A 16,228-nucleotide genomic window follows, 5' to 3' on the forward strand; every position below is an offset into this window, starting at 1 on the left:
GCACCTCCGGGTCTTGTCAGGCTTCGGCTAGTTCCACGCGCACCCCGCTGACGATCCGGTGCAGCGCGTCCTCCACCACGGCGGTGTCCGGGTCGCGCACCATCGCGTAGCCCTCGCCCAGGTAGTCCGTGCCGGCCGGCTGCCCCGGCTCTGGGAGCCGCGCCTCCACCACGAGATGCCCGATCTGCTCCTGGACGGCGTCGACGCCGTGCACCGCGCGCACGCGCCCGTGCCCCATGCCGCGCAGGTAGGCCGTCCCGGCCGCGTACCGGCGCTCGGGCACGTCGAACCGGCCGAGGACCACCAGCTCCGCCCACGCCCGGTAGAGGTCGAAGTCGTGCGCGTACCCGTGCATCGAGGTCAACTGCGGACCGGGGGGCCGGGCGGCCACCTCCGAGACGGCGACGGAACCGTCGGGCCGGGCGAACCACTCCATGTGGGTCAGCGCGTCGGTGACGCCCAGCGCCTTCAGCGCGGCGGGCCCCCAGCGGTGGATGCCCTCGTACCGCGGGCCGCCGATGTCGCGCGGCAGCACGACCGTCCACTGGATCCACGGATTGCGCAGGACCTCCAGCGGCGGGGGGCGGTAGTCGGCGATCGACGACCACACGGTCGAGCCGCCGAGGGTGACGCTGTCGAACGTGTGCTCCTCGCCGGTGAGGAACTCCTCGAGCAGCGCGGGGGAGTCGCCGCCCAGCGGCACGGCGGCCAGCCAGCCCCGCAGCATGTCGCCGTCGTCCAGCCGGAACGTCGACTGCGCCCCCGCCCCGGCCGGCGGCTTGGCGACCAGCGGGAACCCGACCCGGTCGGCGAAGGCCACGGCCTCCCCGGGGCTGCGCACGAGCGCGTGACGGGCGCACGGGATGCCGGCCGCCTGCAGCGTCTCCTTCATCTGCGCCTTGTCGCGCACGTTGATGGCCGTCCGCACGTCCATGCCCTCGATGCCGAGCGACTCGCGCACCCGCGCCAGCGGCACCTGCAGCTGCTCGAGGGCCCCGACGAGCCGATCCACCCTGCCCAGCTGCCCGGCGAGGCCGCTCACCGCCCACGCCACCTGCCGCGGGTCGAACGCGTCGTCCACCCGCCAGTGGGCGTCGAGCCGCTCGCGCAGCGTCGGCGGGATCCGCTCCACGGGCTCGCAGGTGACGAGCCCGAGCCGGACGCCGGGCAGTTCCGCGGCGGCCACGACGAACCGCGCCGTGGCCTCGAGCAGGTACGGCGCGACGAAGGCGGCGACGACCATGCGCGGACGCTACGCCCGGAGGCTGGAACGGGCAGTGGAAGGACCCCCTGCCCCCACCGCTCGCACGCTCGCGGTGGGACCCTGCAGGGGGCCGAAGGGCCTCCTAAGCTCCCCGGCATGAACGTGGTCTTCGTCGACCCGGCGTTCCCGCCGACGCAGCGCCACTTCGTGCGGGCCCTCGCCGACGTGGGTGCCACGGTCATCGGGATCGGCGACCGTCCGACGGAGGGGCTGGACGAGGAGCTGCGCTCCTGGCTGGCGCACTACCACGTCGTCCCGAACGTCACCGACGTCGGCGTCATGACTGACGCCGTCCGCTGGATCCAGGAGCAGGTCTGGGTGGACCGGCTGGAGGCCACCATCGAGTCGCACACCCTCGCGGCCGCCCAGGTGCGGGAGAACTGCACGATCCCCGGGACGTCGGTGCGGACGGCGTGGCTGTGCCGGGACAAGCCGTCGATGAAGGAGGTGCTCCGGGCGGCCGGCGTGCCGACGGCGGCGTCCACCGCCGCGTTCACAGCCGATGAGGTGTGGTCGTTCGCGAGAGAGATCGGCTACCCGCTGATCCTCAAGCCGCGGACGGGGGCGGGGGCTCTGGACACCACCCGGGTCGACGGCGACGGCGAGCTCGAGGCCGCCTTGGGCACGTTCGGCGCGCAGCAGGTCGACTCCATCGCCGTCGAGGAGTTCATCGAGGGGCACGAGGGCTTCTACGACACCCTGTCGGTCGACGGTGTCCCGGCGCTGGACTTCGTGTCGCACTACTTCCCGAACGTGCTCGAGGCGATGCGCACCCGCTGGATCTCGCCGCAGTTCCTCGCCACGAACCGGATCGACACCGTGGCCGACTACCAGGAGCTGCGGGACATGGGACGGCAGGTCAACGAGGCGCTCGGCATCGGCACCAGCGCCACGCACATGGAGTGGTTCTTCGGCCCCAAGGGACTGCGGTTCAGCGAGATCGGCTGCCGGCCGCCCGGCGTCGGCGCCTGGGACCTGTACTCGGCGGCCAACGACCTCGACGTCTACCGCCAGTGGGCCGACTCGATCGTCCACGGGCAGATCTGGGGGCAGCCGTCGCGGCAGTACTCGGCCGGCATCGTGGCGTTGCGCCCCGAGCGGGACGGGACCATCTCGGGGTACTCGGGCGTCGACGACGTCCAGGCCCGGCACGGCCAGTGGGTGCTGGACGCGCACCTTCCGCCGCCGGGGACGCCGACCCAGCCGGTGGCGGCCGGGTACATGGCCAACGCCTACGTCCGCATGCGGCACCCCGACTTCGACACGCTGCACGGCATGCTCGACGACGTCGGGCGCACCGTGCGCGTGCACGCGAACTGACGCCGCGGTGACCCCGTCGATCACGTTGCTCGGGCCGCAGCGGCGTCCGACCTTCGATCGGGTCCTGTCGTCCCTGGGCGTCGAGGGGCCGGTCGCGGTCGTCAACGCCGGCTGGCAGGAGCGGGAGGCGGACGACGCCGAGATCCTCGCCCTCGCCGGCGGTCAGGCGGTGAACCTGCGGTTGTTCGCCCGGTGGATGACCGTGCTGCAGGCCGATCCCGAGTACGCGGAGGCCGAGCGCGAGCACCGGTTGGTGCTCGACGAGATGCAGCAGCTCTACCTGATCCGGCTGGAGCACGCCCTGCAGGCGGTGTCCGCGGTGGCCTCGCGGACCGACGGGCACGCGCACACGCAGGCGATGGCCCTCGACGACGCGCTCGCGGCGCTGCGGTTCCTCGACGCCACGCACCTGGCCAGGGTCGGTGAGCTGCAGGAGGCCTTCTACGGGACGTGGCGGCCGGAGGAGCGGGGCACGATCGCGGGGCACCGCGAGGAGGTCCGCGGGCTGCTGTCGGCTGCCGAGTGCCTGGTCGTGGCCGGCGGGCACGTCGGCGACCTGCTCCGGGTCCTGCACCTGTTCCACCTGTCGCCGCACCTGCCCCCGCGGGTGGTGGCGTGGTCGGCCGGGGCGATGGCGCTGACCCCGCGGGTGGTGCTCTTCCACGACCGGGCGGCGCAGGGCGCCTCGCTGACCGAGGTCTTCGACGCGGGGATCGGCGTGGTTCCCGGCCTGGTCCTGCTGCCGCACGCGCGGCGGCGGTTGCGGACCGACGACCACCTCCGGATGTCGATCCTGGCCCGCCGGTTCGCGCCGGCGTCCTGCCTGGTCCTGGACGACGGTGTCCGGGTCGACCTCGGTCCCGACGGAGCCCTGCCACCGGATGCCCGGGTGATCGACACCGACGGGCGGATCGCGGAAGGACGCGCGGCGTGACCGCCGCCCAGCCCCGGACGGGCCGGCTGGCCATCAACCGGCTCAAGTCGGCGAAACCCCTGGACCGCGAGACGGTCGATCGGTTCCTGGGACGGCACGAGGTCCCGGTGGTCGAGGGGGACCGGTGCACCTTCCTGTGGCGCGGCGAGGCGGACGAGGCGTGGGTCTGCCAGCGGATCGTCGGGCTACCCGACCGGATCCCGCTGCGCCGCCTGCACGGCACCGACCTGTGGTACCTGGTGCTCGAGCTGCCGGAGGGCTCGCGGGTCGAGTACCAGATCGAGATCCGGCGCGGCGACCACTACGAACGCTTCAACGACCCGCTCAACGAGAAGCGGTCGCACAGCCCCATGGGCTCGTCGTCGGTCTGCTTCGCAGCGGGCTACGAGACGCCGGACTGGGTGCTCCCGGACCCCGAGGCACGCCCGGGCGAGTTGAAGGAGCTCGTGCTGCGCAGCCGCGCGCTCGGCCGCGACGCGCACGTCACGGTGTATCTGCCGGCCCGGTTCCGGCCGACGGCGTCCTATCCGCTGCTGGTGGTGCACGACGGCGGGGACTTCCTGCAGTACGCCTCGATGAAGACCGTCCTGGACAACCTGATCCACCGGCTCGACGTCGCGGAGACCGTGGTCGCCTTCACCCACCCCGGCGAGCGCTTGGACGAGTACGCGAACTCCGCGGCGCACTCCCGGTTCCTCACCCGGGAGCTGCTGCCGGAGCTGGAGTCGTCGCTCCCGCTGGTCGAACAGCGTGCCGGGCGGTGCCTGCTGGGCTCGTCGTTCGGCGGGGTGGCCGCGCTGTCGGCCGCGTACCGCTCGCCCGACACGTACGGGTCCCTGGTGCTGATGTCGGGATCGTTCGTCTTCACCGACATCAGCAGCGATCACGGCGGGGGGCCGGTCTTCGATCCCGTCGTCAAGTTCGTGAACCGGTTCCGGGCGAAGCCGCGCTGCGTCGCAGACAGGATCTTCATGTCCTGCGGCGTCTACGAGCAGCTCATCGTGCCCAACCGGTCGATGGTGCACGTGTTCGAGGACGCCGGCATGCAGGTTCGCTACACCGAGGCGCGCGACGGCCACTCGTGGGAGAACTGGCGGGACCGGCTGCGCGACGCGCTGTCCTGGGTGTACCCGGGGCCACAGAAGCTCTACTACGAGTGAGCACGTGCCGCGGGTCGTGTCGGAGGTTCCGCGTCACCCAGCGGGGGAAGCGCAGGCGCTGCGCTCGGCCGGGGGAGTAGGGGCGACCGTCGGGACCGAGAGCCACCGACGCGCTCGCGGGCATCCGCACGAAGGACGGCTCACCGTCGCCCGTGCTTCGGTCGTCGCACCACTGTGGCCGTCGAGTCGTGGGGTTCAACTCGGTGTCCCAGGGGCGACACGGTACATGCGCACACGGCTCTCGCCTGTCGAGTGACCGCTCCGTGCTGTGAGGGGGCCATCGGCCGGAACACCGGCCAGGCGCGCAAGACGCTCGTCGCTCACCGCCAGAGGCGGGGCTCCTCCACCGCTGTCCTCCGCTGGTCAGGGCCGGGCCATCCGGAAGACGGGCCAGCCGATCTCGGTGCGCCAGGCGGCCGGTTCTGCAGTGTCGCGGGGCCCGACCAGGTAGGTCTCCCGGACCGGTCCGGCCACCACGAGCGCGTTACTCACGACCCAGGCGCCCAGTTCTCCGTAGGTGACGTCGATGTCGTCGTGCTCGCCGACGTGGGTGGTGACGGCCAGCTCGACGGCCGGCAGCGTCACCGGGTGCACCCGGCCGCTGTGCGGGGCGTACGCCGTCGCCCGGTACACCAGCAGGTGCCCGCGGCCGGTCTCGAACAGCGCGTTGTCGTACAGGCCGCCCGGGGGGCCGGTCGGCTGCCGCACCACGGCGTCCAGCTCGGCCATGGCACCGGCGTACCAGTCGAGGACGTGGTCGTGCTCCACGTCGTCCTCGACCGCGGCCACCGTGGTCGCCCGCACCGCACGCAGCTCGACGTCGAGCGGGGCGGGCTCCGGCCGCAGCAGCCGACGCAGCGACGCGACCGCGGCACGGGTCCGGTCGAGCTCGGACTCGAGTCGCTGCAGGTGGTCGGAGACCAGACAGGCACGGGTGCTGGGGTCGGCGGAGCGCAGGATGCGCTGGACGTCGGACAGCGGGACGTCGAGCTCGCGCAGGCGGTGGATGACCTGGGCGGTCGGGATCTGGTCCGCGTCGTAGTACCGGTAGCCGCTGGCGGGGTCCACCGTCGCGGGCTCGAGCAGGCCCGCGTCGTGGTAGCGGCGCAGCGTGCGCACGCTCAGGTGGGTCAGCCGGGAGAACTCGCCGATCGCCAGCACCGGAGCACTGTGCACCCTCTCCCCGGGGAAGAGTCCAGTGCTCGACCCTCCCGGAGCGGGAGGCCGCACCGTCGGGGCATGACCACACCGACCAGCATCCAGCCCAGCGAGCTCCCGGCCACGATCGGGGGCTTCCTCACCGCCCACGCGGCCCGCGACGTCGACGCAGCCATCCACGCCTTCAGCTCCACGGCCGTGGTCGTCGACCAGGGACAGACCTTCCGCGGGACCGACGAGGTCCGCGAGTTCCTGCGGAACGCCGGAGCCGAGTTCACCTACACGACCGAGCTCATCGGCGCGCAGCGCATCGACGACACGCACTGCGCGGCCACCAACCGTCTGGAAGGGAACTTCCCCGGCGGACTGGCCGAGCTGGACCACCGCTTCGTGATGGACGGCGATCTCATCGCGGAGCTGGTCATCACTCCTCGATGACTCCGGTCCGCCGGGCGACGGGTGCATGGCCCCGCAGCGAGCCGAACCGCAGCGGCTCCGCACGCCGCAAGGCCGGGAGTGAACCGCTCGAGGACCGTGGCGCGTGCGCGGTTGCCGGGGATGGTCACGAGCACGCCGTGCAGCTCGTCGTCGGCGCGGAGAGCAGCTTCGACGTCGCCGGCCTCGATGGCGGCGGCAACGGCGGTCGGCGTCGCGCATGGTGGCCAGGTCCGCCGCGACGAGGCCGGTAACCGGCATGCGGCGATCAGCACGAGAGCGAGCCGGTCCGGCTCCTTCCTCGTGCCCTTGCAGACCCGCAGCCCCTGGGCTGCGGCGTCGAACCGGGCGGCTCAGCTGCCCACGACCGGAGAGGAACGAACCATGTCCGCGAACACCGCAGCGACCCTCACGGACGCGTCGAAGCCCACGGTGGTGCTGGTCCACGGGGCTTTCGCCGACTCGTCCAGCTGGAACGGCGTGATCGCCCAGCTCAGGGGTGACGGCTATCCGGTGATCGGGGTGGCCAACCCGCTCCGTGCCCTGGACAGCGACGCCGAGTTCCTGGGCAGCGTCCTGGCCAGCGTGGACGGGCCGATCGTGCTCGCCGGCCACTCCTACGGCGGAAGCGTGATGAGCGAGGCCGCCGACGGGAACCCGGAGGTGAGGGCGCTCGTGTACGTCGCCAGCTTCGTCCTCGAGGAGGGCGAGAGCACCGGCGAGCTGGCCGGGAAGTTCCCCGGCAACGAGCTCGGGCCGGCGCTGCGCCCGGTGCCCGTCGTTGGTCCCGACGGGCAGACGGTGCACGACCTGTACATCGATCAGGAGGAGTTCCGGGAGGTCTTCGCCGCGGACGTGCCGGAGGAGGTCGCCGCGCTGCTGGCCGTCACGCAGCGGCCCATCGTCGCCGACGCGCTCGAGGAGAAGGCGACGAAGACGGCCTGGAAGACCATCCCGTCCTGGACGCTCATCACACTCCAGGACCTCGCCGTCCCGGCCCAGTCCCAGCGGTTCATGGCCGAGCGCGCGAGGTCGCACGCCGTCGAGGTCGACGCCTCCCACGCCGTGACCGTGTCCCAGCCGGAGGCCGTCGCGCAGCTGATCGACGAGGCCGCACGCGCGACGGCCGGCTGACCGGACGACCGCCCAGCGGGCGCGCCCCGACGCCGCGACGTGCGGCGCAGCAGGCGTCGTCGTGTGGTCGCTGGCAGTGTGGACGGCATGGCCACTTCCGCTCCCGTCGTCGTGGTGACCGGTGCGAACGGGTTGGTGGGCGCCGCGGTGTGCCGGGCGCTCGTCGAGCGGTCGGCGCGGGTGCGCGCCGTCGTCCGACGCGTCGGCAGCGCGCCCGCACTCGACGGAGTCACCGAGCACGTCGGCGACTTCGCTGACGAGGGCCTCGCCCGCGCGGTGACCCAGGGAGCCGACGCGGTCGTCACGACAGTCCACCCGATGGGCGCGTCCCGAGAGGTGCAGCACCGGGTGGGCGTCGAAGGCACGCCGGTTCTCGCTCGGGCTGCCCGGGACGCCGGCGTCGCCCGGTTCGTGCACGTGTCCACGGCCGGGGTCTACGACCGCTCGGCCGGTGTCGGGGACGTGGCCGAGGACGGTGCTCTCCTGCCCGGGGGCAGCGGCGACTACCCCGACACCAAGAACGCCACCGACGTCGCGCTGGCGCAGGTCGGCGGGCTCACGACCGTGCTGGTCCGCCCGCCGGCGATCATGGGCGCCGGCGACACGTCCGTCTGGAACACGCTGCGACCGCAGGGGATCCGTGACGGGGAGCGCCGGGCGAACCCGGCCAAGACCTGGGCCTGGGTGCACGTCGACGACTTGGCGGCCCTGATCGCGGACGTCGCCACGGGCGCCGTCGCGACCGCCGACGACCCGGAGCGAGGCCCCGTGGCCGGCGGCGCGACCCCGGTCATCGTCGCGGGCGAGGCTGCGACGTGGCGGGACTACCTCGGCACGGTGACCGACGCGCTGGGCGTCGTGCCCGAGTGGACCGACGAGCCGGTCTGGACCGGGCAGCTGCTCACCGAGCGCGCGCGGGGGTGGGGCTGGGTGCCGCGGGTGAGCCTCGCGCAGGCCATGGACGAGCTGCGGCGGGGCCTGACGACGCGCGCGTGACAGCAACGCCGGGTCTGCCACCGGCAACCGAGAAGCGCACACCGAGCGGTGCGCCTCGACTGTGTCCGAGGGGCGACACGCCACACACGCACACGGATTCGCGGGCTTCGGTGAGACCCATGGGGCGCTCTCCGGTGGGTCCGGTCCGGGTGATCGTCGAGCGGGACACCACGCACCAGTAGACCGGCACGTCGTGGGTGACGCCGTGGCGCAGGTGCACCAGGGTGGTCCGCAGCCGGTCGAGGAACACCCGGTGCCGGGCACCGCTTCGACAGCCTGCTGGCGCGGCCGATCGGCCAGCCGTGCGCTCTGGCGCGTCCAGCAGCGCGGGCCCAGCTCGGCGACCAGCTCCGCCCGGCCCTGCGGGAACGGTCCGGTCACCCGGCGGTCGGCGACAGCAGCTCAGGCCGAGCTCCTCGACACGCCACGACCCTGCCCCGTCCTCCACGAGCAGGTCGTCCCGCTGACCATGCACCAGGTCGTCAGGGGACGGCCGGGGCCAGCGCCGTACGCAGCCGGGTGAGGAGACGGGCGCGGGTCGGGCCGATGCTGCCCACCGGCATGCCCAGCCGCGCACCGATCTCCTCGTAGCTCAGCGGCGGTGACGCGACCAGCAGCTCGAGCAGCTGCTGATGCCGCTGGGGGAGCTCGCCCAGCGCCTCGCGCACCATGGCCGCCCGCTCCTGCCGCAGGACGTGCGCCTCCGGGTCATCGGCCCGCCCCGCGACCTGCTCGAGGGCCGTGTGCCTCTGCGGGTCCACCGGGCACTCGCGGCTCGCTCGGCGGACGGTCTCCAGGCAGACTCGGCGCGCGGTCGTCCTCAACCAACCGGCCAGCCGCTCGGGTTCCCGGATCGCGTCGAGATTCTCCAGCAGTCGCACCCACGTCGTCTGGACGGCGTCGGCGGCCTGTGCGTCGGTCATCCGGAACCCGCGGACGACCGACCAGAGCAGGCGGCTGTACCCGTCGACGATGGCGTCCCAGGCGGCTTCGTCGCCGCCCGCGGCCCGCCGGACCAGCTGCGCTGTGATCTCGTATCCATCGGTCCGGGGAACGGTGGACTCGCGGCCGTGCGCCACGCCATCGGGACGAGTCCTGCCGGACCGTCCGATCGTCCGGTGCCCGAGCGCAGGCACCGGCCTCGAAGCCGGTCGCCCCGGCCGCGGACGGGAGGTGGGGTCCACGGTCAGTGCGGTGCTCCCGGGACGCCGGGATGCTGGGTCTGCGTGCCCTCGGTGGTGGGCGGTGGACTGCAGCGGACTGGCGACCACGGAGCACCTCAGGTCCTCGGCCGCGGCGGTGCGGCGCACTCCCGGGTCCGTGCCATCGAGGCTGCTGACGAGGCCGTCCGGTGACGATCGAGACGGCCTCCGATCCGCGGGGCGCTGCCCCAGCCCTGGGGATGGATCGGCGGTCTGGTGGCCGAGATGCCAGGCGGTGCATTCCGAGCAATAGGCCATCCATACTCCGGTGGCGTGGCGATGACAGGGACGATTGGCAGACGCGCCCCTGGCCTGTCCGAGTCGCAATCCGGGAGATTGTCCAGACATCGAATTCCTCTGACGTGTAGCAGCGCTCGCTGTGACCGGCGCTCGTGGTCTTGCGGACTTCTCCAGGATTGCCAGCGCGAATCCGACGCGGCATGGCGTCCGACGGCACACTTCCGGCACGGGCGGGTAAGTGTCTTGTCCTGGAATCATAAGGACGGCGGCCCTCCGGGGTCTGTCCACAGCTGTGCCCGCCCGCTCGAGAGGGCGTGGTGGTGGGAGCCGCCGGGGGCCCATGGCGACCCACTTCTCGGCCAGGATCGGGACTGGGTGACGGGTCAGGTCGGTAAGCTCGGCCAGCCGGGGCGGGTAGTAGTGGTCTCCAGGGAGACTTGCCATGTCGTCACGCTGGATCTGGGGGCTGGCCGGGGGATCGTCGGTGCGGAGCCGGGAGCCATGGCTCGGTGGCGGTCGGCGGGCATGACGGCGTATCTGGAGGTGTGGAAGCCCTCGGGTGTGGAGCTCGTGCTGCTGGAGACGCGCCGGGTGACGATCGGCCGCAACAGCAGCAATGACGTCCCCCTCGCTGACGACAAGACGGTCTCCGGCCTGCACGCAGTCCTGGAGCCGGTCGGCGGGGGCTGGTGCGTGCAGGACGTCGGTAGCCGCAACGGCACGTTCGTGCGGGGGGAGCGCATCCTGGGGATGTGCGCACTGCGGCACGGCGATGACCTTGCGGTGGGGCGGACGAAGTTGGTGTACCGAGCGGCGGAGCCGGCAGGAACCACGCGAACCGAGGGAGCAGCGCCGGCGCCGGAGCTGACCCGTCGCGAGCGTGATGTGCTGCGCGCGCTGTGTCGGCCCCTGGTCGGCGGTCAGGTGTTCACCGAGCCGGCATCCCTGCACGAGATCGCCACCACATTGGTCGTCACCGAGGCCGCGGTACAGCAGCACCTGCTGCGGCTCTACGACAAGTTCGGCATCGCCCCCGGCACGGGCAGCCGTCGAGGCCAGCTGGCCAACGAGGCCATTCGCCGCGGCGCGGTCCCCCTTGCCGACCTGTGGGACTCGCCGCCATGACCACCACCGGATCGCTGCCACCCGGTGCGGCGGTCGGCTCGTTCACCGTGGAGGCGCTCATCGGTCGGGGCGGAATGGGTGAGGTCTACCGTGCGGTGCACCGTGAACTGGGTCGCCCGGTGGCACTCAAGCTGCTGCTCCCGGCCCTGGCCATGCAGGAGGAGTTCGCCGCCCGGTTCGTACGGGAGGCCCGGATGATGCAGAGCCTCGACCATCCCTGCATCGTCACGGTGTTCGACGCCGGAGACGCCGACGGACGGCTCTACCTGGCGATGCGCCTGGTCACCGGGATCAGCCTCAAGGAACGGCTCGCCGAGGGCCTGCTCCCGCCCGAGCAGATCGTCTCGATACTCGAGCAGCTCGCCGAGGCGCTGGACCACGCGCACAGCCGCGGAGTGATCCACCGCGACATCAAGCCGTCCAACATCCTGATCGACCCGCAGGGCCGGCCGGTCCTGGTCGACTTCGGTCTGGCCAAGGCACTCGGCGACACCTTGGTCACCGTGAGCAGCCGGTATCTGGGGACGCCGACGTACATGGCGCCCGAACAGGCCTCCGGGGACCCGATCGGTCACCGCGCCGACCTGTACTCCCTGGCGTGTGTGGCCTTCGAGGTGCTGACCGGCACCCCGCCTTACACCGAGCAGGACACCTTGGCCCTGCTGCTCGCCCATGGAACCCATCCGGTGCCGCGTGCCACCGAGCGGAACAACGACCTGCCGGTGCCGGTGAACGCCGTCTTCCAGCGTGCACTGGCCAAGTCCCCCATCCAGCGCTACCCCTCCGCCGGCGCATTCGTCGACGCGCTCGAGACCGCGCTCCCGGCCGACCGCGAGCTCCCGCGGGCAACCCGCCCCGGTCTGAGCCGGCGCACCTTCCTACTGGCCGGCCTGGGCTCGGCAGCTGTGCTCGTGGCCGGCGGAACAGCCGTGGTCCGGAACATCGCCGCGCCCGGACCACAACCGTCACCGAGGCCGGCGGCTGGTCCCGGAGTGCGACAGGTCGCCGCCGGCGCCACGCACAACCTGGTCCTACTCGCCGATGGCACCGTCAAGGCTTGGGGCTTCAACGGTTCTGGTCAGCTCGGTGACGGCACCACCGCATCGCGGCGATCCAGGCCGGTGGCGCTGCCCGACCTGACCGATGTCACCACCGTCGACGCCGGTGACTGGCACAGCATGGCGCGCCTGCGGGACGGCACCGTCAGGATCTGGGGCGACAACCAGTTCGGCGAGCTCGGCGACGGCACCACCACCAACCGGTCCACCCCGACAGCGCTGCCCGACCTGACCGGTGTGACCGCCCTCGCCGTCGGCGGATTCCTGGGCAACGACGGCCGCGACGATCCGGTCAGCTTCGCGCACACCCTGGCCCTGCTGGCTGATGGCACGGTCAGGTCCTGGGGCAGCAACGACGACGGACAGCTGGGCGACGGCACCACCACCGACCGCCTCACACCGGCTGAGGTACCCGGCCTCACGGCTGTCAGCGCCATCGCCGCCGGCGGCACACACAGCCTGGCCCTGCTCACCGACGGCACCGTCGGGACCTGGGGAGACAACGGTCTACGCGGCCCGACCGGCAGAGGTACCTCGGCACAGACCGAACGGAGCGCCAACACCGCCCCGATGGCTATACCGGGACTGGCCGAGGTCACCGCCATCTCCGCCGGCAACTTCCACAGCCTGGCCCTGCTGGGGGACGGGACCGTCCGAGCCTGGGGCTGGAATGCCTTCGGTCAGCTGGGCGATGGCACAACGGACGACCGGCCGTCCCCGGTCACGGTGTCTGGGTTGACCGACATCACCGCCGTTGCCGCCGGCGACCGGTTCAGCCTCGCCCTACGCCGAAACGGCCGAGTCACGACATGGGGAGCCAACGAACGTGGCCAGCTCGGTAACGGCACCTTCGACGATCAACCCCTCCCCGTCGACGTCCTCGACCTCACCGAGGTGACCACCACCTCGACGTCGACCCAGCACAGCCTCGCGCTGCTCGCCGACGGCACGGTCATGGCCTGGGGTTGGAACGCGGAAGGTCAGCTCGGCGAGGGCACAGCGGATGACCAGGCCGTTCCCGTCGAGGTGTCCAGCTTGACCGCCTGAGAAACGGCGGCGAACCGATCATCACGCGGGTTGCCCGTTTGATGCCACGTTCCCTGATCCCTTTCGCAGCAGGTGCAGGCGCGGTCCGTCAAACGATCCGACCACACGAAGGGGCGGGGTCTGCTCGGCTCCAGCCCAGATGCCCGTAGAACATCGCAACTGTGCAGTGATTGCTTCTCGATCTCGGGGGGCCCGAGCGTCACACGACGATGCCACCAGCACGTCTTATATCGGTATAAGAAGCGCCTCACACGTGAGCAACGGAGTTGCTCCACGCACGGGATACTGCACCGGCGTAGCGGTCGCGCATCCTATGGACGTCAGGACGACACCCGTGAGGGAATCCGAGCGCACCAGGCGAGGGTGATCATGCCAGTCGTTGCTTCTCCCCAGGATTTCAACGAGCACGACCTGTACGTAGACCTGCAGTCGGTCTTCGGGCAGTCGCTGTTCCTGAAGTGCGAAGGCTTCAACTTCGCCGGCTCGGTCAAGCTCAAGGCCGCCACCGAGATGGTCGAGGCCGCCGAACGCGACGGGACCCTGCAACCTGGGGCGTTCCTGATCGAATCCTCGTCGGGGAACCTGGGCGTGGCGCTGAGCATGGTCGCCGCAAGCAAGGGCTACCGGTTCCTGTGCGTCACCGACTCCCGGTGCAACCTGGCGACCCGGCTGCTGATGGAGGCGCTGGGTGCACAGGTGCACACCATCACCGAGCCCGACCCGGTCACCGGTCTGCTCGGCGCCCGGATGGACTTCATCCGCGCGTTGTGCGCCCGTGACGACCGGTACGTGTGGCTCAACCAGTACACCAACCCCAATGCCTGGAAGGCGCACTACCGCACCACCGGCCCGGCGATCGCCCGGGAGTTCCCGCAGCTTGACGTGTTGTTCGTCGGCGCCGGTACCACCGGCACGCTGATGGGCTGCGCCCGCTACTTCCGCCAGCACCACCCCCACGTGCGGATCGTGGCCGTCGACCCGGTCGGTTCGGTGTCCTTCGGCGCTCCGGCGGCCCGGCGGATGATCCCCGGCCTGGGCATGGGGGTGCGGCCGCCGCTGCTCGACGAGTCCTACGTCGACGAGGTGATCTACGTCCAGGAGGCCGACGCCATCCGGGCCTGCCACCGCCTGGCTCGGCGTGGGTTCCTGTTCGGCGGCTCCACCGGCACCGTGGTCAGCGGCGCCATGGACTGGCTGGCCGACCACGGCACGCCTGACCTGACCACGGTGGCCATCGCCCCCGACCTCGGGGAGCGCTACCTCGACACGATCTACCAGACCAACTGGGTGGCCGACCTCTACGGCGAAGACGTCCTCACCTCCAACGAGCTGGCTGACGCCTCCCCGGCCGCCTGACCAGTGCCCCCGATGCCCCGCTCCGATGACTTCTCCCACCCGCTGCGCCGGTAGGGACCAACGGCCGGATCATCAACGAGCGGGAGCCCCCGTTGACCTTCGGTCGATCCATTGCACGCCGTGCCCTCGTCGGACGATCTCGTGGGCGACGGGGACCGCGGGCGGGTGTGCCCAGCGAGCGGGAGGGCGGTGGACAGGAAGTCGGACACGGGGTTCTCGTCACCGAGCAGAAGCGGCAGGAGGCAGGGTTCCGAGCCCGACGGGACCCGGTGATGTCGTCGGCGGAGGGCATCGGCCGTCGGGACGGACCGGCCCCCGCCGGTGCGATCAACCCCCGGTGAGGCCGCCAGCTCACTTCGACCCGACGCAGCGTGACCCGCCCGGAGTACCAGTCCGGACCGGTGTACGGGGCCGTCGGCGCAGATCGACGACGAGCCGGGTCGGTCCCGGACCGGTCAGGTCGAGACTGGACGTCAGGTGGCGCCGGCGTCGACCCAGCGGTGTGGCAGCCGACCTGCGAGCTCGCGGGCAACCTCGTCCTGGGCGGGACAGCGACTGCCCTGCAGCTCCTGGAGCCGAGGAGGTTGTGCTCGACGACCGGCCGCCGTTCGTCCTCAGGGCTGTCCAGCAGGGCTTCCTGCCGCTTCGCCGGCCAGGTGGTCCAGGCCCGCAGGGCGCGGGAGGAAGAGCGACTGCCGGTGATCCGGCTGCACGACCTGCGCCACACCCACGCCACCTTGCTGCTCGCCGACTGGGTGCCGGTGAAGGTCGTCTCCGAGCGCCTCGGTCACGCCAGCACCAGCGCCAGCGCCACCATCACGCTCACCGTGTACCAGCACGTCCACCCCGGCATGGGCCGCGAGGCGGCCGACCGCTTCGCCGCGCTGCGCGAGGGCTGATCCGAGGCGCGAAATCCCACGCGGGTGTCACGAGGGCCTGAGGAGCCCCGACAGCAAGACACCCCGGGCTCCTGAGCTGCAGGAACACCGGGGTGAGGCTGTGTCCGAGGGGCGACACAATACATACGCACACGTCTGCGCGTGAGCTGACGTCGCTCGCGTAGGGGGTGCTCCTGCGGCCCGGTTGCGGGAGCGTCGTCCGCCAGGCAGAAGGGAATCCCGGCTTCAGTCGATCGGCCCCCGTCGCACGCAGAAGAGAGTCATCCTCGTCCCCGGCAGCGTCCCCAGGAAGTCACCCGCGCCGATGGGCGCGTGCAGCAATTCGCGCCCCTAACGCTGATACTGGACAACCGAGTGTCCCTCAAGCCGCCGTTAGGGTTACGTCCCGCTCAATGGTGGATGTAGTCCTCACCATGTTGGTCAGCGGCGGGATGACCATGACGCGATCAGTGCCGGCTGCGCCACCTTCTCAACCGGCTCGGGTCGGTCGAGCAGGGCCATCGAGCCTTCGGGGAGATGGCGGTGGTCGAAGACCTGCCACTCGTCGTGGTCCTCGACCAGGACGGCGCCGGCCAGGCTCAGCAGCCCTGCGGGATTGGGATACACGCCGATGACGTCGGGGCGCCACTCGATCTCCTTGCTGAGGCGCTCCAGCGGATTGGTCGACCAATTTTTCTTCCAGTGGCTGATCGGGAAGTCGGTGAAGGCCAGCAGGTCGCCTTCGGATTCCCGCAGCATGGCTCGACGGCGGAGGCCGCCCGTAGGGCGAGCATTCCGGCGATGACGTCGAGCCGGGCGTGCACCTGCCCGGCGTCGGGCTGCGCGACAGTCGTGCGGATCGCGGCGGTGACCATCTCCGCGTCGTCCTCGGGCGCGTCGGCGCGCCTGCTGGGGTCTCGG

The 16,228-nt window shown here is 71.6% G+C and carries 13 protein-coding genes and 1 pseudogene; 10 read left to right on the top strand and 4 right to left on the bottom strand.

Going from position 1 to position 16,228, the window contains the following annotated elements; all coding sequences use genetic code 11:
* Positions 1-16: 16 nt before the first annotated feature.
* On the bottom strand, positions 17-1,243 hold the full coding sequence (locus tag ACWIX7_RS25680; RefSeq protein WP_448619232.1) for a hypothetical protein: 1,227 nt from the start codon (positions 1,241-1,243) through the stop codon (positions 17-19).
* Between the two features lie 117 nt (positions 1,244-1,360).
* Between ACWIX7_RS25680 and ACWIX7_RS25685 the strand changes: the two genes are divergently transcribed.
* The 3 genes from ACWIX7_RS25685 to ACWIX7_RS25695 are packed head-to-tail and all read left to right on the top strand — an operon-like array spanning position 1,361 to position 4,678.
* On the top strand, positions 1,361-2,584 hold the full coding sequence (locus ACWIX7_RS25685; RefSeq protein WP_448619233.1) for an ATP-grasp domain-containing protein: 1,224 nt from the start codon (positions 1,361-1,363) through the stop codon (positions 2,582-2,584).
* Positions 2,585-2,591: 7 nt separating this feature from the next.
* Positions 2,592-3,518 (top strand): hypothetical protein, encoded by a 927-nt coding sequence (locus tag ACWIX7_RS25690; RefSeq protein ID WP_448619234.1) that lies wholly within the window; start codon positions 2,592-2,594, stop codon positions 3,516-3,518.
* The gene (locus ACWIX7_RS25695) at positions 3,515-4,678 is read left to right on the top strand and encodes an alpha/beta hydrolase-fold protein (protein ID WP_448619235.1); all 1,164 of its coding nucleotides are present in this window, start codon (positions 3,515-3,517) and stop codon (positions 4,676-4,678) included. Before ACWIX7_RS25690 ends, ACWIX7_RS25695 begins: the two co-directional genes overlap by 4 nt.
* Before the next feature lie 363 nt (positions 4,679-5,041).
* On the opposite strand, the gene ACWIX7_RS25700 is transcribed toward ACWIX7_RS25695, so the two are convergent.
* The gene (locus tag ACWIX7_RS25700) at positions 5,042-5,839 is read right to left on the bottom strand and encodes a MerR family transcriptional regulator (protein WP_448619236.1); all 798 of its coding nucleotides are present in this window, start codon (positions 5,837-5,839) and stop codon (positions 5,042-5,044) included.
* 78 nt (positions 5,840-5,917) lie between these two features.
* Here ACWIX7_RS25700 and ACWIX7_RS25705 point away from each other — a divergent pair, with 78 nt between their 5' ends.
* The 3 genes from ACWIX7_RS25705 to ACWIX7_RS25715 all read left to right on the top strand — a co-directional run bounded on the left by ACWIX7_RS25705 (position 5,918) and on the right by ACWIX7_RS25715 (position 8,401).
* Complete coding sequence (locus tag ACWIX7_RS25705) at positions 5,918-6,274, top strand: nuclear transport factor 2 family protein (RefSeq protein WP_448619237.1); 357 nt, start codon at positions 5,918-5,920, stop codon at positions 6,272-6,274.
* 381 nt (positions 6,275-6,655) lie between these two features.
* A complete protein-coding gene (locus tag ACWIX7_RS25710; RefSeq protein ID WP_448619238.1) occupies positions 6,656-7,405 on the top strand; it encodes an alpha/beta fold hydrolase in 750 nt (249 codons plus the stop codon).
* An 87-nt stretch (positions 7,406-7,492) separates the two neighbouring features.
* Positions 7,493-8,401 carry an NAD-dependent epimerase/dehydratase family protein gene (locus ACWIX7_RS25715; RefSeq protein ID WP_448619239.1) on the top strand — a complete coding sequence of 303 codons (909 nt, stop codon included), beginning with the start codon at positions 7,493-7,495 and terminating at the stop codon, positions 8,399-8,401.
* 482 nt (positions 8,402-8,883) lie between these two features.
* Here ACWIX7_RS25715 and ACWIX7_RS25720 read toward each other — a convergent pair whose 3' ends face one another.
* Positions 8,884-9,480, bottom strand: coding sequence for an RNA polymerase sigma factor (locus ACWIX7_RS25720; RefSeq protein WP_448619240.1), 597 nt, complete (start codon positions 9,478-9,480; stop codon positions 8,884-8,886).
* 888 nt (positions 9,481-10,368) lie between these two features.
* On the opposite strand from ACWIX7_RS25720, the gene ACWIX7_RS25725 reads away from it, so the two are divergent.
* From ACWIX7_RS25725 to ACWIX7_RS25740, 4 genes are all read left to right on the top strand, one after another.
* Positions 10,369-10,968 (top strand): FHA domain-containing protein, encoded by a 600-nt coding sequence (locus ACWIX7_RS25725; protein ID WP_448619241.1) that lies wholly within the window; start codon positions 10,369-10,371, stop codon positions 10,966-10,968.
* Between the two features lie 47 nt (positions 10,969-11,015).
* A complete protein-coding gene (locus ACWIX7_RS25730; RefSeq protein WP_448619242.1) occupies positions 11,016-13,073 on the top strand; it encodes an RCC1 domain-containing protein in 2,058 nt (685 codons plus the stop codon).
* Positions 13,074-13,442: 369 nt separating this feature from the next.
* Entirely contained in the window at positions 13,443-14,429 is a 987-nt protein-coding gene (gene sbnA / locus ACWIX7_RS25735; RefSeq protein ID WP_448619243.1) for a 2,3-diaminopropionate biosynthesis protein SbnA, read from the top strand.
* 656 nt (positions 14,430-15,085) lie between these two features.
* Complete coding sequence (locus ACWIX7_RS25740; protein WP_448619244.1) at positions 15,086-15,328, top strand: tyrosine-type recombinase/integrase; 243 nt, start codon at positions 15,086-15,088, stop codon at positions 15,326-15,328.
* A gap of 420 nt (positions 15,329-15,748) precedes the next feature.
* On the opposite strand, the pseudogene ACWIX7_RS25745 reads toward ACWIX7_RS25740, so the two are convergent.
* A pseudogene (locus ACWIX7_RS25745) lies at positions 15,749-16,209 on the bottom strand (transposase); the annotation flags it as partial.
* Positions 16,210-16,228: the final 19 nt, after the last annotated feature.

This window comes from Geodermatophilus sp. URMC 65, from assembly GCF_053502545.1.